This is a genomic window from Psychrobacter nivimaris (genome assembly GCF_043419765.1).
Taxonomy (GTDB): domain Bacteria; phylum Pseudomonadota; class Gammaproteobacteria; order Pseudomonadales; family Moraxellaceae; genus Psychrobacter.
Genome location: NZ_JBHOFX010000002.1, coordinates 707,461 through 730,951 on the forward strand (window position 1 = coordinate 707,461; position 23,491 = coordinate 730,951).

Here is a 23,491-nt window from a genome sequence, read left to right on the forward strand (position 1 = left end):
CTGAGTAAATAGTTATTAGATAATGATTGTTAGATAATGACTATTATCAATAAAGCGACTGCGATGATTGCACCAATTAACAGCTGATAACGCTTGGTGCTATGCTGCTCTTGCTTCTGTGTGGTCAGCAGCATTTGTGCTTGCTGCCATTGCTTGACCAGATTGGCCGCTTCTGCATGACCATTATCTGCCGCTTGCTCTAACCAGTATCTACCGCTATCTATATCTTGTGATACCCCTACTCCTTGGTAGTACATTTTACTGAGTAGACGCTGAGCACGGCTGTCATTTTTGCTAGCGGCTTGATTGACCCAATCTACGCCAGATTTTTTTTGGTTATCACTGCCTGCTGTCAAACCTTCACCTAACAGTTCATACATGGCCAAACGTAACATAGCAGCTGTATTATCATCTTCAGCAGCCGATTGCAGTATTAGAAGCGCTTTATTTTTTGCCGTGTTGTGATCATTTGAAAATATAACTTGGCGACGAGGCTTGTTCTGCTTGGCAATATGCTGCTCGAACTGATCCAGTACTTTACGTGCTTGCTGATACTGCATATCACCAGTTGGTTGTGGCACCGCTATCTCATCTAACTCTACGAGCAGTTGCGTAAACATCTCTGGCGTTGATGTGTTTTTTACAGATGACGTAGGCTTGGTTGTTGGCTTCGTTACTTTAGTCAGCTCAGGCTTTATTGGGCTCTCAGATTTAGGAGATACTACGCTTGTTTGCAACTCAGTTATAGTATCAGGCATAGCAGACTGAATTGCGCGACTCTCACTGTCAGTTACAACTGCATTAGCTTGATTATGCTCAGCTCCTATCGATACTTCCTCTGGCTTATTAAGAGAAACATTTAATTGGCTAGTACCAACATGCGTATTTAAATCGGTGCTCGGAGCGATGCTTTCAGTGACTTGATGAGTGGTTGCTTTATACGCTGTTAATTCGGACACTGAATGAACGTCTTTACTTAAAATAGTCGGCAGTCTAAGGCTAACCGCTTGATACAGCCCACTATCTACTTGCCCGCCTTGTACTGGGTCAAACTGCCGATCAATATGACCAAACAGACGCAGCCCTATTGGCTCTAGGGCAAAAAATAATTGCTCTTTAACCCCGCTATCATCATAACCAACAGCCATATGCTGATAGAAGTCATCTGTGACCAATGACAACTCAGGGTAACGTTTACGCAGCTCAAACTGACCATACCAATGTGGCTTGTTTTGCCACTGCTGCGCCAATACACGACCGGCATAAAACGCCAAAAACACCATGAAATTACGATAGCGCTCATCGATCAGCAGCGTCGCCTCTTCCCATATACTGCTCTTGATCATATCTCGGCGTACTTGAGACAATAGCGTATCGATACGCTGTAAACTCTCAAGCGACTCATCTAGCGTACAAGCGCGCAGCTCAGTTTCGTAGGCGATACCGCCTACAATAGGACGCCCAGCCAAGAAGTCTTGCCAGTAGCCTTCTGCAATATAGTCCAGTGGCGTTAAAGGTGATGCAGACATAGACGGACGTGACCTCTTTGCAGATAGATAAACCAAAAAAGTATAGGCTATAAAAGTGCTGCTATTACTAAGATAATAGAACAATACTAGTAGATTACCTTACCCTAAAAATCCGAGTGCTACAATAAAGGACTGAACAAGCGCACGACATTATCAAACAAGCGTTTTGATCCATGACGCTGTTGCCATTCATCACTATCCAAGATTCGGCAGTTTTCTAAATAGACTTCCTGACAGTCCGCTACTTGGGCGACCATTTCTGGCGTATAAATCGCTAAGCTGACTTCCATATTTAGATAAAAGCTGCGCATATCAATATTGACGGTGCCAAATAGACAGTAGTCATCATCGATAACCACTGTTTTTGCGTGTAGCAAACCACCTCTAAACAAGGCAATCGTTACCCCTGCATCCAATAACTCTTGATAATAAGCCTGAGAAGCATGTTGTACCAGAAACGAATCAACCTTTTCAGGAACAATAATCGTCACATCAACGCCGCGCTTAGCTGCTATCGTCAGCGCGCCCGATAGTGACTCATCAGGGACAAAATAAGGCGTGGTAATACGAATACGCTTATTGGCACGATGAATCACGGTAACTAACGTATTGTAAATCACATGAGCCGTTAGCTGCGGTGCTGAAGGTATTAGCTGCGCCAGAACTTTGTCCACGACAGGCATCTTTGGTACGACAATCGAAGTGGCGCCTATATCTGGCTGCTCATGATCATCAATCGTATCCGCCAATACCTTCACTCGGCTATTTAGGTCATTGATGGTCGGATGCATCACATATAACTTACGAGTATAGTTATTAACCCGTTGATGCAGTTCAGCAAGATTGTCATTACTTTCAGCACCGATGTCGGTAACAATCACCTTAGCCATCGCTGTATTAATACTAATCGAGTGCTGGCTAGTCGTTCGTAGCGCCACATCAATCCATTGACCAACGTTTTTATTTTGCTTAAAAAACCTTGGATCAACCAGGTTGAAGCTGCCGATATAGCCGATATGTTCATCGATAACCACCATTTTACGATGGTTGCGCAAATCAGAGCGTTTAAATAATGTCTTAAACAATCCTACTGGCAATGACTGATGGACATAAACCCCTGCTTTTTCTAATTTGCGGTGCACGCTACTATTAATAAAGCTAAAGCTGCCCACACTATCAGCCAATATATGACACTCTACGCCGCGCTGAGCCGCTACAGATAGCGCCTCTATGACTTTTAACACCTGTCCTTTTGGATAGACAATATAAAATTCCATAAGGACAATACGCTGGGCGGCATGAATATCTTCAATCAAACGCTGAAAAATCGAAGCAGGATCCGTCAATAACTGCATTTGGTGGTTGGGAAATACACCAAACCCCGTCCAGCGCGTTCCTATTTGGCTAACACCGCGGTAGTTAGCTGGTAATAAGTCTTGCCCTTTGTCAAAAATCAGATGCTCACGCCGTGCCATATCGTTCATCAAGATGCTGGCTTGGTCTACGCGTTCACGATAGCGCCGTCCAATCATCGGCTCACCGAGCAGGATGTAAGCCACAAAACCAAATACTGGCAACGTGTAAAGCACAGCCACCCAAGCGATAGACACGCCAATATTGCGCTGCACAGAAACCACTCGCAGCGTCATTACTATCATAAGTACAATATGCAGCACTAGACCTAGACCTGCTAGGTCTCCCCAGGTCCAGCTAGTAAAAGTATCTTTAATAGTAAAAGTGTTTATATTGGCCTCCATCAACCGTGTTCAACGAATAAAGCATCCATAGTATAGTAGCTTTTCACCTCTAAACAACAAATAATGATAATAAGTGTATTTTTAGAAATGCTATATAATACATGGCCTTAAGTGCTATTTCTGGTAGGTTACAAGCGCGATTTATAATTATTTTCTAAAAACATTAAAATAATATTTGACACCCAACAGTAAATCTATATAATACACACCCACAGCAACGGAGCTTAGTGACAAACTTAAGAGCTCAGTTGATGTTGAATAAATTGCCTAGCAATTGTTCGAAGGGTGATTAGCTCAGTTGGTAGAGCGTCTGCCTTACACGCAGAATGTCGGCGGTTCGAATCCGTCATCACCCACCACTTCTTAGCAAGTGGCTAAACAAGCTAAGAGACCTAAGCAGCGGTAGTTCAGTTGGTTAGAATACCGGCCTGTCACGCCGGGGGTCGCGGGTTCGAGTCCCGTCCGCTGCGCCATATTTAAAACGAATTTAAACCTTTGGGTTTAAGCAAGTTTCGCCTCAAGCATTAGATTGTTTGAGGTTTTTTTGTGTCTGTGTATTTTGCTTAGACATTGTTTATATAGCTACTGCGCCAGCTAACACGTCTTAACTCGCGTACAAATATTTCAGTGCTATGGGCGTTGACTTATTCGGCTCACGCTAGCGATTAACGCTACCATCACTACACCCATAATAATTAAAATACCAGACATCATATGCGCCGCCTCATAGTTGAGCGCTTCTACCTGCTCATATATAGCAATCGATACCACCTTAGTTTCGCCAGAGATGCTGCCGCCTATCATCAGTACCACACCAAACTCGCCAATGGTATGAGCAAAGCTTACCAAACTACCCAAAATAATACCCACCCGCGCTTGCGGTAAGGCTACTTTCATAAACCGTCGCATACGACTGGGTTCTAAGAGATGAGCGACTTCCGTGACACTTTGCGGAATACGCAAAAACTGTGCATAGACAGGCTGTATATAAAAAGGCAATGAGTAAATAATAGAACCAATGACCAGACCTTCAAAGGTAAAAATCAACGGGCTGATATTATGCTCGCTCAACCATTTACCGATACCCACACTAGGACTGAGCAGTAACAGTAGATAAAAACCTATCACGGTAGGTGGTAGCACCAGAGGCATCGCAATGATGCCCATGAGCAGTACCTTAAGACGTCCTATTACTTTTATACGGCTCGGCTTAGCCAACCAGTAAGCGATAGGCGTTGCAAATAGCAATAAGCATAAGGTAGTCACGCAAGCGAGCTTGATGCTCACCCAAAATGGACTGAGCATATCTGACATAAGAGACTGGTCGATCATATAATGTCACTGCTCGTTCTATGATGAGAAGGGTTAGTCTAACGTATTACTGAACGGTCAGATAGCCTGCTTGTAAGAAGTGCTGCTGCCCTGCTTTCGAGCGCAGGTAGTCGGTGAAGTCTGCTGCTTGGTCAGTGTTATTAACGACTATCCCATCTTGTAAGATAGCTGGATAAGACGCTGGCAATAAGGTAATAAACTGCTTAGGCTTGGCCTTAATCGCAACAAGCTGAGACTGTGCTACAAACCCATAGTCCACACTACCCGTATACGCATATTGAAATGCTTGACCGATATTCTCTGACTGTATTAAGCTTTTTTGAGCATTCAACTTATCATACATATTTTGTGATTGCAGATAGGCTTTTGCAGACGCACCATAAGGCGCAAGGTTAGGGTTAGCGATAGCTACCTTGCTGTCCTGAGTAAAGTCAGCGCTGGTAAACACATCACCTAGCGATGTTGGCGTAAAATCGTTTAAAGGTTTGCTGACACTATAGAGTGCTAATTGACCTCTGGTATACGTAAAAGGCTTGGTTAGCTTATTACCTTCGTTAATAACACTAGCTGAATTTTCATCAGCCAATTTAGCAGGAAAATCTTGATTGGCAGACAAGAATATATCATACGGTGCCCCTGCTTTGATTTGCGCATACAACTTACCAGAAGAGGCATAAGTAACTTCAATATCTGAGATACTTGAAACATTTTGGGCAGATGAGTTGTTATTAGCCTGATAGCTATCAATAATATGAGGTAGTACATCAGATAAGTTAGCAGCCGCAGCAATACGCAATGTGTGAGATTGCTCAGTGGTATCAGCAGCAAGCGTCGTATTGGCGTCTTTGTCTTGCGTACAAGCACTTAGTGACAATAGCAGACAAGCAGATACACAGACAGTAATTAATGACTTAACCATTATTGCTAAGCCATTTAGACGAGTCGTCTTCGTAGTATTCTTGCTTCCACACAGGAATATCCGCTTTGATGGTATCTAATATCCAGCGACAAGCATCAAATGCTGGATAACGGTGCGCTGACACTACCCCAACCCACACAGCCACATCGCCAATCTCTAACGCACCGATACGATGTATCGCAATAGCATGCGTAATTTCAAAACGCTTTTTGGCTTCTTCTACAATGGCGCGGCCTTGATTGATGGCCAAATCCTCATAACCATAATAGGTAAGGCTATCAACGCTTGTGGCATTATTATGGTTGCGCACTCGCCCTTCAAAGCAAACAAACGCGCCGCAGCTATCATTATCTAACGTACGTTTTAGTCTATCTTCATCTATAGCAATATCTAATAGCGCAAAACCATCACGCTCAGCGATAAGATAAGCCTCGTCAGCACTACGTTTGATGCTCATTGAATGATCGTGGACATTGTCGGTCATTTTTCTTCTCTATTTATTATTTTTTCTTTATAGCCACTGGATAGCCACTGACAAAATGGACACTAGTAAACGCTTATCTAACCACCAGCCACTGGCGTGATGAAAACCACGCTATCACCATCGTTTATCTGGTCAGTCCATTTAGCAAAGTAGTCATTTACTGCAACGCGTAGCTCCGACTGCGGACGGCTAAAACGATGCTTTTGACTAAGCTGTTCATATAGTTCAGTTAATGACGTATCCTGCTGTACGCTTACTGTCTCTTGCTGACAATTAGCCTCGTCAGCCAAACTGGCAAAATACATGACGTTAATATTCATCGTTGATTCGATATTAGTTGTCATATCGATAGCACTCATAAATCTCTCCATCTTATGCAAGCTTCCTTGCTTGGCATGTAGCATATCTTTATTAATTGATTAATTGATTGACGACGCACTCTGCAGTTTTGGCTCTTCAAGCATGACTGTAATCTGACTTGCCGCCTGTCTTTTTAACCAGATGAATATCATCTATAACGATGTCATGCGATAGTGCTTTAGTCATATCGTAGATAGTTAAGCAGGCAACGCTGACCGCTGTTAATGCTTCCATCTCAACCCCTGTCTTATGCGTGACCTTGACTACCGCACTGACCGTGAGGCTGCTAAGCGCGTCGTTATACTCAAAGCTTAAGCCTATCTTGTCTAGCGGTAATGGATGACAAAGCGGTATAAGATCATGAGTGCGTTTGGCCGCCATGATACCAGCGATATGAGCCGTTTGTGTGATGCTGCCTTTTTTGGTCATACCATCAGCCGCTTTAATCTGCGCATAAATCTCACTGGGAAAGCGTACTTGTCCAGTGGCATTGGCTTCTCGCGTCGTTGCTGTCTTGCCACTGACATCGACCATGGTAATATCACCATCACTATCTAAGTGAGATAAGGTAGATTGCTGATTTATCTGAACGCTGTCACTCATTTATATAACCTTTCTTATGTGATATTTTTATTATTTTGATAGAGCAGCACATGCCTGCTCGAAATCTTCAGGCGTATTAAAGTTGGTCAAATTTTGCCACTCTTTGCTAAATGGTACGGCTTGCACCAATGGCTGAATAAACTGCATCACTCTACGCTGACCGTTATCTATATAGGCCTTCAAATCAGGCTCAATACTTAGCTGATACAGGCCTAACAATGGATATAAGTGACTGTCATCTTTTAAGCAAATTACTTCTTTATCGGCAGCAAGGCTTATTTCACATTGTAATTTCTGCCACAAGTCAGTTACTGGTATTAAGCTATCGCAGCTAATAACCAGTAACCACGAAGCTTGTACGTTTTTTGATACGCCTGAATCATTCAAGCTGATCAAATCATTCAATGTTTGTAAGGCTGATTCGATAGCGACCAATGCGCCGCCAGTTTTGATCTGTTCATCATGCTTATTAGAGTCAACATCAGTACCATAATCAGCAATGTGAATAACAGGCGCATTAGGTTTTTCTGAATGGACATCTAAACCAGCTTGAAAGCCGCGACCATTATCTGCAATCAATATAGGAACCTGTAACTTGCTCGCATGACGAACATGATAGTCTAGCAGCTGCTCACCTGACGGTAGTGTTAGCATCGCCTTGGCCGTTCCCATACGTCTAGATGCGCCGCCTGCCAAGATAACCACACCTGCCAAACCATCCAGATTATTTGAGCAATTTGTCATTTACCATTACCTGTCAGGCTTGATTGTATAACACTCATAGCTCAATTATTTATAACTCAATCATGGCTAGGATTTTGTGCCAAAAAATGCGGCACGAAGTTACATGGACGAGTACGACTATCAAACTGATCTTTTAAAATATTTTCCCAACCCGTACGGCAAGCACCAGAAGAACCTGGTAGACAGAATATGCCCGTACCATTGGCCATGCCAGCAACTGCTCGCGATTGTACGGTAGACATACCGATTTCATCTTTTGAGATTAAACGGAACATTTCACCAAAACCATCGATTGATTTATCAAACAGTACACTCACAGCTTCTGGCATGCTATCTCTAATAAAGAACCCTGTGCCGCCAGTGGTAATAACCGCATGAACGTCTGGGCTAGCAATCCAGCCACTAATGACTGCGCGAATTTGGTAAATATCGTCGGTAATTAACTGACGATCTGCTAAATGATGCCCTGCTTCGGTCAAGCTATCTACTAAGTACTGCCCTGACGTATCTTCTGCCAGCGTACGGCTATCAGAAACGGTCAATACAGCAATATTAAGCGGTGTAAATTGTGCAGCAGGCTTACTCATAAATAATCCTTTATAGATGTCATTTTATAATTGTATTAAAAAGCAGTTGTATTAAAAAAATTTATGTAGAAAAACGATTGCACTGGAAGACAATCACTATCAGCGTCATGATTGCAGACTCAAAATTTTTTATCCGCCGATTATCGACAGATTGTGCATGATGCCACTGTTAGAGTCATGCAGATGATGATGCTCAGGCTTGATTGGCATAAAGCTATGTAAAGTGTTCACCAATCCTTGGATATCGTTTTGCTGTAAGTATGGACGGATGTCGTAGTTGCCTTGATCGAACAGACACAAATGCACCTTACCTTGGCTACTTACGCGCAAGCGGTTACAAGTATCACAGAAGTGCGCCGCATATGGGGCAATCATACCGATACGACCGACATACTCAGGGTGACTGTATTCTACTGCTGGACCATCGGCACTACCGCGCTCATGCGGCTGCCAACCATTTTCTAACAAGTAATCAGTGATAATATCAGACTGAGCATGCTGAGCAAAAAACAAATCGCTATTGTCACTGGTCTGCATAAATTCAATAAAGCGATAGGTCACTTGTCTGTCTTTGACATAGTCGATCGCCGTGATTAAGTTCTCAAAAGCAGTCTCCGCCATCAAGACACTATTTATTTTGAGTTTGATATCAGTCGTTTCTAACAATGTATCCATGTCAGCCAATATTTGTGGCAAGGTATCAAAGCCTGTCATTTTATGAAAAGTAGCAGCATCAAAACTGTCCATACTGATATTGAGCTGATCAAGTCCAGCAGTTTGCCAGTTGGCTATATGTTTACCCAATTTATAACCGTTACTGGTCATCGCGACCGTCTCGATACCGTCAGTTTGCTTAATCGTTTCGATGATTTCGTCAACATCACGACGAATAGAGGGCTCACCACCTGTAATTCTAACTTTTTTAGTACCTACCTGAGCAAAGCCTCGTACCAAAGTTGCAATTTCAGAGATACTTAGCTCATCATCAGGGCGCTTACCTTGATAGCCATTTGGCAGGCAATACTCACAGCGAAAGTTACAAAAGTCAGTAATAGATAGACGCAAGTAAGTCAGACGCCGTGCAAACCCATCGGTTAGCGGTTGGTGATAGTCACTCATTTGCTCAGTGGGCACGACCAAGGAAGGCTCTATGTAGCCATCAGATAATGCCGGTGCCAAGCTCGGTGAATACAGTTGCGGGCTGTCTATTCTTTGTTTGTCATCTATGTTGTCATCAATCATATATTACTGCCATCAGTACTGCTTACTATAAGCACTACTTTGTTATTCGTGTTTAGCATACCAGTGTAAGGTTACTCTCTAGCATTGTATGACCACCTTACAATAAATTGGCAAACGATGAATTAGCGATGTAGCCAAGGAAACGGCTGTACAACGACGTCATTACCAGCTGCTACGTTCCCACTGTCTTTGTCCAATACAATAAAGCAATTGGCACGGCTCAGCTGTTTGATTCTATGTGACTGCTGTCTTGAGAAACACTCAACTTGATAATTACCTGTCTCATCTTGTGACAGTATGCCACGCTGAAAGTCTTTGCGATCGGGAGATTTTCTAATATCACTAATGAGCTTGGCTTTGATAGTTAGCGGCATCGGCTGCTCTGATACGCCAGCACCTGACATTTGCCACAATGCAGGAATCACAAACTGTAGCGTACCCACGACCGTAGAGAGTGGATTGCCCGGTAGGCCAAAATACAATACTGGCTTATCGAGATTTTTATTTAACTCGCCAAATACAAAAGGCTTACCAGGCTTCATCGCTACTTTATAATGGTTAATCTGACCTAACGTTTCAATCACCGTGGTCAAAAAATCATAGTCACCAACTGAGACACCTGCAGTAGATATCAGTACATCACAGTCCTGCATGGCCTCATTGACTGCGATAGTTGTCTGCTCTAGGTTGTCAGGGATAATGCCATAATCACGAATAGTGATAGGCAAATCTGATAGTAGGCTTTTGAGCGTTGGGGTATTAGAATTATATATTTGGGCTAGACTTTGTAGCTCATTGCCAATAGCCACGAGCTCATCACCTGTTGCCAACACGCCTACGACAAGCGGTTGGAACACGTTCACTTGGCTAATACCAAGGTTGGCCAGTAAGCTAATATCTGCAGGATTTAGTCGTTTACCGATTTTTAAAACGGCTTCGCCAGACTCAATCTCTTCGCCTTGTGAGCGGATATTATCGTCAACTTTGGCGGTTTGCATGAGCGTAATGTTATAAGGTCGAGATTTATCAACGGTCGCTTTGATATCTGCAAAGTTTGTATTCTCTTGCATAATGACCGTATCACAGCAATCTGGCACGACTGCACCCGTAAAAATCCGCACTCCTTGCCCTGCTGCTGTCTTACCAGTATAAGCACTGCCAGCTTGCGACTCACCAACGATCTCGATAGTACTGTTTTCTGATAACTCACTACCTTTGGCAATCGCATAACCATCCATCGCAGACAGGTTTTGTCGCGGCACATCAAAAGGCGAAGCAATATCTTGAGCCAGTATATGGTTTAGGCTGCCTAGCAACTCTAGAGTGTTAACGGCTCTTTTTTGTAGCGGAAAATCAGTAATATGATAATTATCTATCCGTTGCTGTATCGCAGCTTGTAATTCTTCCATGGTAATCATAAGGTCACGCTCTTTCTGTCGTTCTAATTACTGTCGTTCTAATTATTCGTAATCGAAACTGTTATTAAAAATGGTCGTTAAAGACTGTTACTAAAAACTATGAGTAAAAGTCATCGTTAGAAAACACATTATCTAGAGTCTATCATTCAAAGTATCAACTTTCTTGTATTAACCTTGTCCTGATAAGTTTTGAATAAAGCCCGATTATACTGGTCTTAATATTTGATATTTATTGCATTGTCCGTGGTGTTAAAGATGTCAGCAAAATCAGACATAGATTGAGACAAAAAAAGCACCTTGGCAAGGTGCTTTTTGTAGAACAAAGTAAATTATCGTTTGATGACTAGTAGCTAATTAATAATGGCTAAGCACGATTAAAAAGAGCCACTTTTATACAGTGTATAAATACCCTCAGCCTACCTCACCATCCAGCCAATGAAGTCGCACTGTTTTGAGTAATAAATCCATCTGGCGTTTGACCATTATCTGCTTGCCAGCGCTGGAATGCCATACGAGTATTGGTACCCACGATACCATCAGCGCCTTTGGTATCGTAACCCATACTAGTCAAACGACGTTGTAAATTAGTCACTTGCGTAGTCGATAATGGACGCTCATAACGAGGCCAAGATTTTTGCAACCCGCTTTGTCCATTAATCGTTTTGCCTAGCAGGCTAACGCCCAATGCATAGCTTGATGAGTTGTTATAGACTTTAATCACATCAAAGTTTGGGCTTAGCAATAATACTGGACCGTCTTTACCAGCGGGTAACCATAGTTCCATCTGAGTATTGGCATCCAGGTAAACGTCCGCTATCGTATCGACGCCCATCGCAGCCCATCGAGCAGCAGGTTGTTTACTACCAACCACTGAGTAATCAAACGATGCTGGCACAGTTGCCTCATAAAATGGCGCTAAGCCACGAACCCAACCTGAATTGCTAAGATAGTTGGCCGTCGAGGCTAGTGCATCACCAGTCGCCCATGGATTGCGATGCCCATTGCCATCACCATCGACCCCTTGTTTAAGCCAAGTCTCAGGGATAAACTGGGTTTGTCCCATACCACCTGCCCAAGAACCGTCCAACTGTGACCATGATACATCACCGCGTTGTAACAAGGTCGCTAACGATAGCAACTGCGTTTCAGCGAATTCTTGACGACGACCATCATAGGCAAGGCTGGCAAGAGAACTTGGCAGATCGCTATTGCCCGTCACAGCGCCATACGATGACTCCATACCCCATATCGCAGCGATAATCTCTGCATTAACCCCATACTGAGACTCTAGCTGAGACAAATAAGCACGCTGCTCAGCAAATTTACGTTTACCTACACTGACGCGTCCACTTGATACCGCAGAATCTACGTATTCCCACGGCATCTTAGAAAACTCGGGCTGACCTGAATCTAATGAGATGACTTGCTGATTTAGGTAAGCAGAGTCAAGCAATCGACCAATAACTTGGGCATCATAGCCTGATGATATTGCACGCATAGAAAAGTCTGACTTCCAATCAGAAAAGCTACTATAGCTAGGCTTGGGCGCAGGCTGCGGTTTTACGACTGGCGCAGGTGTTGGTTTGACCTGAACGGTTTGGGTTTGAGTAATCTCAACGCCGCCTTGACGAACAGGCTTACTTTGCATTGCCTGCTGGCTTGTACACCCGACCATCACTAATGCTGGCACAAAGGTGAGGTATTGCTTTTTTAATCTCATAAAAAATCTCAAACATGAATAAATAAAATGGCTCACAATGGCCAAGCTATCCGTAGCTATTATTTAAGTCTAACGCCCAAGTACGCTACGTGGGTCAATAGGATTACCATTTAAGCGAACTTGAAACTCTAAGCCTACCTCATTGGTCTGACCACTGCTGCCCATACTAGCAATACGTTGGCCACGCTGTACTGTATCGCCCTCTTGCACCAACAACTGGCTATTGTGCGCGTAGGCTGTGATGTAGTTATCACTATGACGAATCATAATTAGATTGCCATACTCTGGCAGACCATTGCCTGAGTAAAGCACAGTTCCTGATTGGCTGGCAAGTACTGGATCACCAACCTTGCCCGCAAACCACATTCCCATATTGCCCGCGGCAGGGTCAATATTACGAGTTACTGGGTTGCGCGTAGGATAATCATAACCAGAGGTCGAGTTGGCAGTGGCTTCATAAGCTGGTGCTTGAGACTGGGTCACAGGTGGCGTATAAGTTGGCTGCGTTTGAACTGGGGCACTATAGCTATTGTTACTTGCAGTGGTTGCCGCATTGCCTTGCCATAGTTTGAGCCATTGGCCACTATAGATAGTATATTTACTATCTAGATTGTTCATCGCACCGATTTGACGATAGTTCAGACGATAACGCGCTGCAATCTGGCTGACCGTATCGCCGCGTTGTACACGGTGATAGTTAGGGACGCCTTGCGCGTTAGTAATAATCTTAGGACCTGCTTGGTTTGCTGACTGATAGGTAGGCTTCGTTGCACAGCCGACGACAGATAGAGTAGCGACTGCCATAGTACCAATCAACGCGGCTTTAACAAGGTGCGATCCAGCTATGATTTTTTTCATACAAGGTTCCTATTCTTTGTGTTGCTCATTCATTGTTTAATCATTCAAAAGCGCTCGATATCATACAAGAGTCTTTTGATATTCTCATAACACGTCAGTGTTTAATAAGCCGGTATGGATTATATCTTATAGAATTTATAGCGTGAGTGTTGATAATCTATCCAGCGCTGCCGTTGGCGTATGATGTAGGCGTACTGGTGATAAACTGACATACCCTGCCGCTACAGCTTGATAATCTGTCATCATATCCTGCTTTGCTTGTACCGCATCGATTGACGTTTCTAATGGTCGCTCATTTTTACCTTTTCGTAGAGACAACCAGTACGCATCTCGGCCGCGTGGATCTATCATATGGCGTACTGGCTGAGCAGCTTGCTTATGTCCTAACGAGGTTATTTTTCGACCCTTGATATCATCAGCATGCTGCACATCAGGAATATTAACGTTTAATACATGATAGGGCAAACTTTTGAGCATCTCTAAAATCGAAGTTTCAGTAAGCAGTTTGACGATTTCATGTGCGGCCACTTGATAATCAATGGCTGATTCTTGCCCGCCATTTTTGACACCCCCGCCTACCAAAGACGTTGCTATAGCAGGGATACCAGATAGTTGCGCAGTCAATGCAGCACCGAACGTACCAGAAAACATCACATCCTGTCCCAAGTTAGCCCCTGAGTTAATGCCTGTAATCACGCAGTCAAAGTCACTACCACGATATAACTCATGCAGTGCCAAATAAACACAGTCAGCTGGTGAGCCATTTACCGCTACAATTCCAAAAGGCAACTGATGCGTATGCAGTGGTCTTGAGACACTCAGCGCACTGGCATAGCCGCTTTGTTCATCGTTCGGGGCGACGACCACCACTTCACCAATAGTCGATAATGCCTGAGATAGTGCCAATAATCCTGGCGCATACACACCGTCATCATTACTAATTAAAAATCTCATTTCTACTCAGTATGTGGTTAATGTTTTATTAGCTGTCTTTCTACATCTCTACTTGATAATTCTACTATCGTGCCACGTCTGTTCAAGATAGCCATAAAAATACGATGCTCATATTTAAAATGAAAACATGATACTCTAATTCTCCAACGGCATGACGCCTCAGTCTAGAGAAAAAGAATCATTTTGTTAGCATGGGCGATTATAACTGAATAATATAAAGACACGAACCCTGTGTTTAGCAAAGTATCACTCTCATCTCATACTAATGATTATATGAGAAAAGTAGCGTGACAAATATTTGTATAGAACGGATGACAACCAGTAGATTAAGCATCGCGTTACAATACGCAACACCCCACAACAATACAAACCGATGTACTGATACTGAAGTAACGTCATTAGGGTATGCTACTGATATGTTGCTAAAAAATGGTTTTGGCTCACAAGATATCTACACATAAATCAATATTTTATGTGACTTTTGTTTTTTTACCGATTAACATATGACCATTAAATAAAGACGAGCGAGTGTAATACTGAATGAATAAACAATCGATATTATCTATAGCTTCTGTGATAGCAAATACTGCCTCAAAAGTTGGGATTGCAGGACTGATAACGTCTGTTGCTATGCTGTCTCAAGCTTCTAATGCTGCGAATAACTCTGGCACTACCATTCCGCTAGACATGTCTGGCATCAATATCACTAAGCACGAAATTGCGGTGATGCAGGTACTATCAGAGATATGCCCACCAATGCTAAATGGTAAGCAAAAACAGCGGTTCTATAAGTCGTACACTGTACAGCTGCATGAGCTAATGCCTTCTCTAGAAGATCCAAAAGCGGCTATTCAATACTTATCTACACAGCAAGACTATCGCCAGATATTACAAGGTATTCGTAGTTGGACGATGGGATTCTCAAAGCAAGAAAACAAAGCACTATGTGAAGATTTGGCAAACGCGGACTATTAGACAACTAGCTAGTTTGATTCAGCGACTAGCGTCTTCTGCTTAACTTGTTAATAACAATATTTGTATCAATGATAATAAAATAAAAGCTATGTACTCTTTATAACATCGGTTAAGCAAAATTTATCAACTGGTTGTCTAGGTATCTGTAGCTTCAAAGCTTGCTGTCACTTTACTTGTTATTCACAAGCAGTGCAGCAGGCTTTTTTGTGAGCGTTAAATTTTTATTACAGAGACTGGTCAGATGATAGTCAGAACAAATATATGATAGGTCTTCATTTTTCTTTTCAAACTTGCCTTATTTTTGCATTTATCGATTCCCCATCGGTAGTCATTTTGCTAAGATAAGGCGTTAATTTTATGTCTATTGTGTAGGCGTTACTATTTTCGTCGATACATTATTTTAAACACTGCATTTAAGACATGCTGCTTAAAATAATGTATGGAAATAGGTACAAAACATGAGCGATAAATACATTTGGTTCCATGATGCGGTGTAATGATATATGACAGTAAAGCGTGTAAAAAATCAGCTGGTACAGCTGGTAGTTGGTGTAAGTATCTCGATGAGTGCAGTAGTGGCAAACGCAGCCATTCAACCACCTGAAATGGACAATACTGCCTATGTGTTGATGGACTATAACACTGGCGAAATTTTGGCTCAAAAGAACGCTAATGAGGCACTGCCGCCAGCATCTCTGACTAAGATGATGACCAGTTATATCATTGAGCAACGCTTAGCATCAGGCGACCTGAAAGAAGATGAACAGGTATTGATGAGTCCAAATGCATGGTGCCGTGGTAGCAGCAGCCAATCTTGTATGTATGTGCCTGTGAACAAAACCGCCAGCGTCATCGATATGCTACGCGGTATTATCATTCAATCAGGTAATGATGCATCAAAAGCCATGGCTGAACATATTGCTGGTAGCGAAGCCTCGTTTGCAATATTGATGAACGAACAAGCACAAAAGATTGGCATGGAGAACTCTAACTTTGTCAATGCTACGGGTATGCCTGATGAAGGTCATTTAGCATCTGCTTTGGATTTGTCTAAACTTGCGCGCGCTATTATCAAAAACAGCGGCGATTACTATAGTATCTACGCAGAAAAAGAGTTTACTTATAACGGTATTACCCAAGGTAACCGTAATGCTCTGCTGATTACTGACCCAACTGTTGATGGCTTGAAAACTGGCCACACTGATGCGGCAGGCTACTGCTTGGTTGCATCAAGCAACCGTGAAGGCATGCGTCTAATTTCTGTCATTATGGGTACTAAGAGCCAACAGGCTCGCGCCGATCAGTCACGCGAACTACTTAACTGGGGTTTCGGGCACTTTACAACGGTGACCAAGGCGCCTGCTGGACAGTTCGTTAGTAAGCTTCCAGTATGGTTTGGAGAAGCTGACGAGGTAGAACTGGCAACTGGCGACAACTTGCAAATTCTAACCAGCAAAACCCAGAAAAACAAAATCACCACAGTGGTGGATATTCCTGAGAGCTTAGAAGCACCGATCAAAAAAGGTCAGGAAGTTGGTAAAATGATGGCTGTAATCGATGGTAAAGCGGTAGCCTCAGTTCCTATCATCGCAACTAATGATATCGAACAGTCAGGCTTTATGAGCCGTACGTGGGAACATATCGTACGCTGGGTAAAAAATCTTATCTAAGAGAAACCTTTAAAAAGCAATTCTAGCTAAAAACTGTTTAAAAAAAGACGCCTCAAAATGGGCGTCTTTTTTTTATACCTACTTTAGGTCTAAAGTGCTTTGATCCTGAAAAGTCGAAAATATGAGAAATGCTACCTAGTAAAATAAACCTAACTAGGAACATGGATTTAGTAAGACAGTACTACGTCTAAACCAACCATTGTTTTAATAGGTCGCTTAACGCTTTGTCCTTATAAGTAGCAATATGACAATAGTCAATGCCAGCTGCTTTTAAACCATACTCAAAACTGCCTACATAGCGCGCCCGATGCTGCGGATACCAATATACCAATAACGCACGATGCTCGCTCTTACTACCCTCATCGCTTTCATACTGACGGATACGTTTGGCTAGCATCGCAGCTTTTTCTGGGAAAACATCTTCACCAAACATCACCATGTCAATTTTCTGCTTACGCATCTCGTCTATGACAAGTTGGTTACCTTGGCGACAAATAATCGTAGCACCTAAGTATTCCAGTTCCTCTAACAAGGAGCCTGTCTCATGATAGTAATAATAAATAATCGTCAGACCAGACAGTAAGCGCTGCTGTTTTGATTGCTGTTGATTGGGCATCGCTATGGTCAGCGTAAACTGTGTACCTACACCAAGCACACTATCAACATCAATAGTAGCACCCATAAGCTGTGCCATTTGTCTAACGATAGGTAAGCCAACCCCTGAACCTTCATACTGGCGAGTTTGCGACGAATCTACCTGAAAGAATGAGTTAAATATATCGTCTAGGTGCTCATTATCGATACCAATACCCGTATCTTTCACGCTAATCTGCCAGCGATTACTCTTATTAAAATGTGTCAGTTGCGACGTAATCGTAATTTTTCCGACAGGCGTGAACTTCATCGCATTATTGAGTAGTATCGATAGTATCTGATGTATTTTTTCTGAGTCACCGTATAGGCTATAGTCTATATGATGAATATTACTAATCAGCTCCAACCCTTTTTGAGTAGCCGTATTTTCAAACTTAGCTAGCAGATCAGCGATTAGCTGTAATGGGTTAAACTCATTTTTATGAATTCTTATCTGGCCTTTTTGAATCTGGTTCAACTGTATAATATGATCTAACGACAATACCAATTTATCACTGCCGCTACTGATAATCTCTACCGCGTCTTTTTGCTCTCTGTTGAGCGCTTCATGATCCAATAGTTGTAACCCACCTACAATTGCATTCAATGACGTTTTTAACTCATGAGAAATCATGCTTTGAAAATTATGCAATTGCACATCAAGTGACACATCTTTATTTTGCAATTGTTGTTCAAAGGCCGCAAGGGTTTCATAACCTTGCCGTGCTTCTTGTAAACGATTGAATAACACAATTAATGCTTTTTTGATTTGGGTCAGTTCTTGAAAATTGAATTGCTGCGGGATGACTGGCAGTTGCTCTAGATTTGCGTTGTTCATGACAATGGCACAAACATCAGTTAACACTTCAATATCTTTAACTGGCCAATTAAGCTTTCTAAAAATATATAAGGCAAATATAACAATCATTATCACTGTTGTTAGCCATAACCACAGGATATTTTGGAACCAATGTAAACGTAGCACCTCTACGTCCATCGTAATATTAATATAACCAATCAATGTGCTATTTTCGGTAGCTGTATCAGTCGTCTCATCTGGCGCTGACGATTCGCTCATAATATTTGATAAAGCCAGTGCCAACTGCTGATTGGAATCAGACTTATTCGACGCGGCACTATTGGCATCAAGGTCTTTACTAATCACTGGATAGTTGAAACTGACCGTATGCGCAAATAAAGCATTTTTCCAATCATCAATCGACTGGTCTATATCTTCAATTGGCTCAGAAGTTGAATAGAAAACAATACTCTGAATCGTCGGCTCGTTTTCTAATAAGATATTGACTTGTTCAGCCACAACATCTGCGCCATCTGCAGTCGATGCGCTAGTCGTTAGTAGCGATGCCAATTGTTGAATATGCTGGTTTTTTTCTTGATAGTGATGCACTAAGCCATAAATAAAAGGCAATAAAAAACCTGCCAGCACTGCCAATACGACAGCTTGTATGACAGAACGCCAGATAAGTACGGGAATGGTTTGAGACGAACGGTTGTTCATATCACTCTACTGAGTCGCGTGCAGCTTTCATTTATAGTACAGGTATTTTAAAGATGTGATAAGTAAAACATTTGAGTATTTTTACAGCATTGAGATAGCTATTGATGAGCTCAAACTATAGCGTATTAATAGAAAAATGTCATCGCGCTATCGAACGCGATGACATTAATCATAAAGCTAAAGATATAAAGCCCAAAATACGAGGATTAACGAGGCTTTTTATCTTTGGTAGTAAATTTCTGTGATCTATTACGCTCACGCTGACGCAATTGCTGAGCTTTTGCCTTAGTCGGCGTATCGCTCTTATTAGCATATGGGTTGTCATTTTGCTTCAAGATAACGTTAAGCGGTGTGCCTTCTAGCTTAAATACTTGACGGAATTGATTCTCAAGATAACGCTGATAGCTCTTAGGAAGCGCACTGGTTTGGTTACCATGAATAACAATAACGGGTGGATTGTGGCCACCAATATGCGCATAACGTAACTTGATACGACGACCAGCAACGGTTGGTGGCGGATTGGCCGTTACCGCATCTTGTAAAATCTGAGTCAAACGGTTGGTCGATACTTCAAACATCGAAGATTTGTACGCGCGCAAGATAGACGGATATAAATTACCGACGCCTGTACCATGCAATGCTGAAATCAAATGTATTTTTACATAAGGAATAAAGCTAAAACGACGATCCATCTCAAGCTTGATATAGTCTCTTTGATCTTGTGTTAGACCATCCCATTTATTGATCGCAACGACTAACGCTCGTCCAGCGTCAAGCGCATAACCAATCATATGCAAATCTTGATCTACGATACCTTCGTGAGCATCGATGACAATCACGGTTACGTTGGAATCTTCAATCGCTTGCAAGGTCTTGATGACAGAGAATTTTTCTACTTTTTCATCGATTTTACCGCGGCGACGTACACCAGCAGTGTCGATCAAAACATAATCGCGACCTTCACGCTGATAAGGAATATAAATACTATCACGCGTTGTGCCTGGCATATCGAATACCACTACTCGGTCTTCGCCAAGCAGGCGGTTTACGAGCGTCGATTTACCCACGTTTGGACGACCAATAATGGCAAGCTTTAAGCCTCTTGGCTCTACTATGTTTTCTTGCTCAGGCATATCAGCCGTTAGCACTTCAAGCAAATTGCCTACACCGCGACCATGACTGGCTGCCATCGGATATGGCTCACCCAAGCCTAGTGCATAAAACTCGGCAGGCGCTGCATCATGTACGCCGTCGACTTTATTGGCAACAACATAGACCGGCTTGCCTAATGTATGCAAAAACTTACCAATTTCAGCATCAGCGCCAATCATACCGGCACGAGCGTCAACGACGAATACGATAATGTCTGCTTCATGGATTGCTGTATGCGACTGCTCAGACATATAGTCATCGATATTGCCGCTACCGTCGTCAGCTTCACCGATACCACCTGTATCTACAACGATAAAAGATTTGTCTTCATAAGTTGCATCACCGTACTGACGGTCACGAGTCAATCCTGAAAGGTCAGCGACCAATGCCTGCCGACTTTTTGTGAACTGATTAAATAAGGTGGATTTACCGACGTTTGGACGACCAATTAAGGCGACCACAGGCTTGATACTCATGGGTTACTCTCAGTGAAAGGCACAATGACGGGCAGTACAGTTATTCTTATAACCAGTGACATAACAATAGTAATAGTAATAGATATGCTGCAATTGACCGTTAATTAAAATGGATGATAGAACAATAGCAAAAATAATAGATGGCTATTTTACGATTAAAAATAGTATATAGGATGGCTTCATTATACATATTATACATAAATAAGTAATATATATGGATAGCACATCGGTCGCATAGAGTACGCGAAAGCCTGTGTTTAAACAAGCAATTTACACAAAGCACTAAACGCTGACTAAGCAGCGTTTGTGTTTCATAAATGACAATCAAGAATAGGCTTAAAAACTATAGTGACACATTACACTTCGTTAATTATCTATAAGCACCTATCTATATAGTTATTAGCGCACTAACTGCCAGATAGCAACTTGTCCTGACGTACTTTGAGTCATTAAACGGCTACCTTGAACTTGCAAGTTGGTCAACGCACCTTTTGTCTCTACACGACTAACGATGCTACCCGTAGCAGGATTAAACAAATGCACTACGCCATCGAAATCACCAATGGCAATATAATTGCCAATCATCACAGGATTGGTGAGATCACGATAAGCCAATTCATCACTTTCCCACAGGGTCTCGCCACTGTTGCGATCATAAGCAACTACTTTGCCATCTAGACTGGTAGCGATGACTTGCTGAGTATTTACCGCCAGTGATTTGAGACTCGCAATTTCATTGACGAACATTACCTGACGCGAGGCCAAATCAATACCTAATAGCTGACCACTATAGCTGATCGCAAACAACTGATTTTTATCTACGATAGGTTTGCCATCGACATCACTCATGCGCTCAACTTCACTACTACCAGCGCCTACGCCAACACGTCTTGACCATAGCGGAAGACCGTTATCGACAGTAATTGCGTGCAAACGACCATCAGCTGTCGCCAAAAGTGCCGTCTCATTGTCTAATAAAGTTGGCGCAGCGCTACCGCGAACGCTGATAGCAGGTACTTGAGTTGCGAACTGCCATACTGACTGTCCAGTTTGCAGCGACAGACCGTGTAAGAAACCATCATTTGCTGATAATACCACACGGTTATTGGTAATCAGTGCTGGTGTCAAAACCGAACCTGATAACTGCTGCTGCCAACGCTTTGCACCAGTCGTGCTATCGAACGCCATAACCTTGCCACCACGAGTACTAACGATAGCTGTCTGGCTCAATGCATCTACTGCAACACCGCCGGTGATTTGGTCATCAACATTGATTGACCATATGCGCTCGCCTGCACTATTGAACCCTGACAGTTCACCACCGCGTGATGCAGTAACGATTTGACCATTGGCATAGCCAACTTGCAAATCTAGCGGATCTTTTTTGCTGGCTTTTTTATTGCCAACATCGGTACTGAAAACAGGCTGTAGTACGCTAATCGGCTGAGCGATTTGTACCAATTTTACCGGATCATTAACGACCGGCTTAATACCGCGATTACATCCAATCACTGCCGTGCTCATTACTGCCAGTACGGCCACATGCATGACTGTCTTTTTGATAGTCTTGGTGTTTAACATTTTGCTAGAGCGAATAGATTGAGTCATTGTATGTTCTCACTACAGATAAATTATTATTAATTGGTAAATTGGCCAACGGCAAATTAGTAATCATTAGGTTATATTAAAAAAGAGCTTTGGCTGATTACCAACTCTCAATACTATACTACTGACTTAATATCTAGCCTACTGACTTACTGCCCTGCTTCGGCAGCGACTTCATTCGAGGTATCCATCACTAGCGATGGCTCAGGAGCAGATGGCTCTTGAATAAGACTGGTTTGCTCAGCAATCGGCTCAGCCGTGATACCTAAGCTTTCCATCTTTAATGCCAATACTGCACGCGTTTCTTGACGACTACGTAATAGCTCCCACGCATTGCTATAAGATTTAATCGCTGAATCTTTATTGTCTTGCGTTAAGTAAATATCCCCTAGTAGCTCCTGCTGACTTGCTTCAAACGAGCTTGGCATATCATTGTTTGCTTCTGAAAGTGCAGCATCTGTATCGCCTGCGGCCAACAGCGTTTTTGCATAGCGTAAACGAGTAATCGCTTCTAGACCAGCATCACCCAAATCAATGGCCAATGCTTTTTTGAATGTCTCAGTCGCTGCTGCAAAGTCATCATTGTCTACTTGTTGACGTGCTTTTATCATTAGCGCTTGCCATGCATAAACCGACTCACCGTGCGTGCTGACCAAGGTATCAATATCTTTGTCTAGCTGGCTACGACTTTGGGTAAGTGCTTCTTGAGCCTCTGCTTCTAAATCTGGGTTTTGCGAGGCCAGTTTGACCTCTTCGTTTAGCTGCTGAATATCAGCATATTGATCGGCGGCGACGGTATCTACTCGCGCATGATTGTTTTGCCAGTATGTCCAGCCAAAGTAGGCGGCCAATGCTAACAAAATCGCAGTGACGATATAACTACCATATTGCTTTAGCGCTTGCATGGAGTTATCTGCATTTGGCGAATTAGGTGTCAGAGCCATATATATTTAC

20 protein-coding genes and 2 tRNA genes are annotated in these 23,491 nt (G+C 42.7%); 4 read left to right on the plus strand and 18 right to left on the minus strand.

Annotated features, from left to right (window positions below; genetic code table 11):
• Positions 1-29: 29 nt before the first annotated feature.
• A complete protein-coding gene (locus ACHEVO_RS06245) occupies positions 30-1,529 on the minus strand; it encodes a tetratricopeptide repeat protein (protein ID WP_394124314.1) in 1,500 nt (499 codons plus the stop codon).
• 119 nt (positions 1,530-1,648) lie between these two features.
• Positions 1,649-3,286: a cardiolipin synthase gene (locus ACHEVO_RS06250; protein ID WP_394124315.1), complete on the minus strand. Its 1,638-nt coding sequence runs from the start codon at positions 3,284-3,286 to the stop codon at positions 1,649-1,651.
• A gap of 283 nt (positions 3,287-3,569) precedes the next feature.
• Here ACHEVO_RS06250 and ACHEVO_RS06255 point away from each other — a divergent pair.
• Both ACHEVO_RS06255 and ACHEVO_RS06260 read left to right on the plus strand, forming a co-directional pair.
• Positions 3,570-3,645: transfer RNA gene (locus ACHEVO_RS06255), tRNA-Val, on the plus strand.
• Between the two features lie 37 nt (positions 3,646-3,682).
• Positions 3,683-3,759 (plus strand) — tRNA-Asp (locus tag ACHEVO_RS06260).
• Positions 3,760-3,916: 157 nt separating this feature from the next.
• Here the strand turns inward: ACHEVO_RS06260 and modB are convergent.
• The 12 genes from modB to surE form a co-directional block, all read right to left on the minus strand.
• Positions 3,917-4,618 carry a molybdate ABC transporter permease subunit gene (gene modB / locus ACHEVO_RS06265; protein ID WP_201555886.1) on the minus strand — a complete coding sequence of 234 codons (702 nt, stop codon included), beginning with the start codon at positions 4,616-4,618 and terminating at the stop codon, positions 3,917-3,919.
• Positions 4,619-4,664: 46 nt separating this feature from the next.
• Positions 4,665-5,537, minus strand: a complete 873-nt coding sequence (gene modA, locus ACHEVO_RS06270) for a molybdate ABC transporter substrate-binding protein (protein ID WP_394124316.1) — start codon at positions 5,535-5,537, stop codon at positions 4,665-4,667.
• A complete protein-coding gene (locus ACHEVO_RS06275) occupies positions 5,530-6,021 on the minus strand; it encodes a molybdenum cofactor biosynthesis protein MoaE (RefSeq protein ID WP_394124317.1) in 492 nt (163 codons plus the stop codon). Before ACHEVO_RS06275 ends, modA begins: the two co-directional genes overlap by 8 nt.
• A 77-nt stretch (positions 6,022-6,098) precedes the next feature.
• Positions 6,099-6,380 (minus strand): MoaD/ThiS family protein, encoded by a 282-nt coding sequence (locus ACHEVO_RS06280; protein ID WP_057759069.1) that lies wholly within the window; start codon positions 6,378-6,380, stop codon positions 6,099-6,101.
• A 97-nt stretch (positions 6,381-6,477) separates the two neighbouring features.
• Positions 6,478-6,984 carry a cyclic pyranopterin monophosphate synthase MoaC gene (gene moaC, locus ACHEVO_RS06285; protein ID WP_165596862.1) on the minus strand — a complete coding sequence of 169 codons (507 nt, stop codon included), beginning with the start codon at positions 6,982-6,984 and terminating at the stop codon, positions 6,478-6,480.
• Between the two features lie 30 nt (positions 6,985-7,014).
• Complete coding sequence (gene mobA / locus ACHEVO_RS06290) at positions 7,015-7,728, minus strand: molybdenum cofactor guanylyltransferase (RefSeq protein WP_394124318.1); 714 nt, start codon at positions 7,726-7,728, stop codon at positions 7,015-7,017.
• A 56-nt stretch (positions 7,729-7,784) separates the two neighbouring features.
• Positions 7,785-8,315, minus strand: a complete 531-nt coding sequence (gene moaB, locus ACHEVO_RS06295) for a molybdenum cofactor biosynthesis protein B (protein WP_102078147.1) — start codon at positions 8,313-8,315, stop codon at positions 7,785-7,787.
• A gap of 129 nt (positions 8,316-8,444) precedes the next feature.
• Positions 8,445-9,557 carry a GTP 3',8-cyclase MoaA gene (moaA, locus tag ACHEVO_RS06300; protein WP_394124319.1) on the minus strand — a complete coding sequence of 371 codons (1,113 nt, stop codon included), beginning with the start codon at positions 9,555-9,557 and terminating at the stop codon, positions 8,445-8,447.
• A gap of 122 nt (positions 9,558-9,679) precedes the next feature.
• Complete coding sequence (locus ACHEVO_RS06305; protein ID WP_394124320.1) at positions 9,680-10,975, minus strand: molybdopterin molybdotransferase MoeA; 1,296 nt, start codon at positions 10,973-10,975, stop codon at positions 9,680-9,682.
• A gap of 421 nt (positions 10,976-11,396) precedes the next feature.
• Entirely contained in the window at positions 11,397-12,695 is a 1,299-nt protein-coding gene (locus ACHEVO_RS06310) for a lytic murein transglycosylase (RefSeq protein WP_394124321.1), read from the minus strand.
• Positions 12,696-12,764: 69 nt separating this feature from the next.
• Positions 12,765-13,553, minus strand: a complete 789-nt coding sequence (locus ACHEVO_RS06315; RefSeq protein WP_201567098.1) for a LysM peptidoglycan-binding domain-containing M23 family metallopeptidase — start codon at positions 13,551-13,553, stop codon at positions 12,765-12,767.
• A gap of 135 nt (positions 13,554-13,688) precedes the next feature.
• Positions 13,689-14,507, minus strand: a complete 819-nt coding sequence (gene surE, locus ACHEVO_RS06320) for a 5'/3'-nucleotidase SurE (RefSeq protein WP_394124322.1) — start codon at positions 14,505-14,507, stop codon at positions 13,689-13,691.
• Between the two features lie 540 nt (positions 14,508-15,047).
• Between surE and ACHEVO_RS06325 the strand changes: the two genes are divergently transcribed.
• Positions 15,048-15,482 (plus strand): MCR_0457 family protein, encoded by a 435-nt coding sequence (locus tag ACHEVO_RS06325; protein ID WP_057759051.1) that lies wholly within the window; start codon positions 15,048-15,050, stop codon positions 15,480-15,482.
• A gap of 503 nt (positions 15,483-15,985) precedes the next feature.
• Positions 15,986-17,152 carry a D-alanyl-D-alanine carboxypeptidase family protein gene (locus tag ACHEVO_RS06330; protein ID WP_394124323.1) on the plus strand — a complete coding sequence of 389 codons (1,167 nt, stop codon included), beginning with the start codon at positions 15,986-15,988 and terminating at the stop codon, positions 17,150-17,152.
• Between the two features lie 187 nt (positions 17,153-17,339).
• Here ACHEVO_RS06330 and ACHEVO_RS06335 read toward each other — a convergent pair whose 3' ends face one another.
• The 4 genes from ACHEVO_RS06335 to ACHEVO_RS06350 all read right to left on the minus strand — a co-directional run bounded on the left by ACHEVO_RS06335 (position 17,340) and on the right by ACHEVO_RS06350 (position 23,481).
• A complete protein-coding gene (locus ACHEVO_RS06335; RefSeq protein ID WP_394124324.1) occupies positions 17,340-19,304 on the minus strand; it encodes a sensor histidine kinase in 1,965 nt (654 codons plus the stop codon).
• A 206-nt stretch (positions 19,305-19,510) separates the two neighbouring features.
• Entirely contained in the window at positions 19,511-20,932 is a 1,422-nt protein-coding gene (gene der, locus ACHEVO_RS06340; protein ID WP_057759046.1) for a ribosome biogenesis GTPase Der, read from the minus strand.
• A 399-nt stretch (positions 20,933-21,331) separates the two neighbouring features.
• The gene (bamB, locus tag ACHEVO_RS06345) at positions 21,332-22,540 is read right to left on the minus strand and encodes an outer membrane protein assembly factor BamB (RefSeq protein WP_394124325.1); all 1,209 of its coding nucleotides are present in this window, start codon (positions 22,538-22,540) and stop codon (positions 21,332-21,334) included.
• A gap of 146 nt (positions 22,541-22,686) precedes the next feature.
• On the minus strand, positions 22,687-23,481 hold the full coding sequence (locus ACHEVO_RS06350) for a YfgM family protein (protein ID WP_394124326.1): 795 nt from the start codon (positions 23,479-23,481) through the stop codon (positions 22,687-22,689).
• Between the last annotated feature and the right edge of the window lie 10 nt (positions 23,482-23,491).

What these genes read in the sequence shown, in the direction of transcription:
- ACHEVO_RS06245 (WP_394124314.1), bottom strand. Translation starts at nt 1,529, where the DNA reads ATGTCTGCATCACCTTTAACGCCACTGGACTATATTGCAGAAGGCTAC.
- ACHEVO_RS06250 (WP_394124315.1), bottom strand. Translation starts at nt 3,286, where the DNA reads ATGGAGGCCAATATAAACACTTTTACTATTAAAGATACTTTTACTAGC.
- modB (WP_201555886.1), bottom strand. Translation starts at nt 4,618, where the DNA reads ATGATCGACCAGTCTCTTATGTCAGATATGCTCAGTCCATTTTGGGTG.
- modA (WP_394124316.1), bottom strand. Translation starts at nt 5,537, where the DNA reads ATGGTTAAGTCATTAATTACTGTCTGTGTATCTGCTTGTCTGCTATTG.
- ACHEVO_RS06275 (WP_394124317.1), bottom strand. Translation starts at nt 6,021, where the DNA reads ATGACCGACAATGTCCACGATCATTCAATGAGCATCAAACGTAGTGCT.
- ACHEVO_RS06280 (WP_057759069.1), bottom strand. Translation starts at nt 6,380, where the DNA reads ATGAGTGCTATCGATATGACAACTAATATCGAATCAACGATGAATATT.
- moaC (WP_165596862.1), bottom strand. Translation starts at nt 6,984, where the DNA reads ATGAGTGACAGCGTTCAGATAAATCAGCAATCTACCTTATCTCACTTA.
- mobA (WP_394124318.1), bottom strand. Translation starts at nt 7,728, where the DNA reads ATGACAAATTGCTCAAATAATCTGGATGGTTTGGCAGGTGTGGTTATC.
- moaB (WP_102078147.1), bottom strand. Translation starts at nt 8,315, where the DNA reads ATGAGTAAGCCTGCTGCACAATTTACACCGCTTAATATTGCTGTATTG.
- moaA (WP_394124319.1), bottom strand. Translation starts at nt 9,557, where the DNA reads ATGATTGATGACAACATAGATGACAAACAAAGAATAGACAGCCCGCAA.
- ACHEVO_RS06305 (WP_394124320.1), bottom strand. Translation starts at nt 10,975, where the DNA reads ATGATTACCATGGAAGAATTACAAGCTGCGATACAGCAACGGATAGAT.
- ACHEVO_RS06310 (WP_394124321.1), bottom strand. Translation starts at nt 12,695, where the DNA reads ATGAGATTAAAAAAGCAATACCTCACCTTTGTGCCAGCATTAGTGATG.
- ACHEVO_RS06315 (WP_201567098.1), bottom strand. Translation starts at nt 13,553, where the DNA reads ATGAAAAAAATCATAGCTGGATCGCACCTTGTTAAAGCCGCGTTGATT.
- surE (WP_394124322.1), bottom strand. Translation starts at nt 14,507, where the DNA reads ATGAGATTTTTAATTAGTAATGATGACGGTGTGTATGCGCCAGGATTA.
- ACHEVO_RS06325 (WP_057759051.1), top strand. Translation starts at nt 15,048, where the DNA reads ATGAATAAACAATCGATATTATCTATAGCTTCTGTGATAGCAAATACT.
- ACHEVO_RS06330 (WP_394124323.1), top strand. Translation starts at nt 15,986, where the DNA reads ATGACAGTAAAGCGTGTAAAAAATCAGCTGGTACAGCTGGTAGTTGGT.
- ACHEVO_RS06335 (WP_394124324.1), bottom strand. Translation starts at nt 19,304, where the DNA reads ATGAACAACCGTTCGTCTCAAACCATTCCCGTACTTATCTGGCGTTCT.
- der (WP_057759046.1), bottom strand. Translation starts at nt 20,932, where the DNA reads ATGAGTATCAAGCCTGTGGTCGCCTTAATTGGTCGTCCAAACGTCGGT.
- bamB (WP_394124325.1), bottom strand. Translation starts at nt 22,540, where the DNA reads ATGACTCAATCTATTCGCTCTAGCAAAATGTTAAACACCAAGACTATC.
- ACHEVO_RS06350 (WP_394124326.1), bottom strand. Translation starts at nt 23,481, where the DNA reads ATGGCTCTGACACCTAATTCGCCAAATGCAGATAACTCCATGCAAGCG.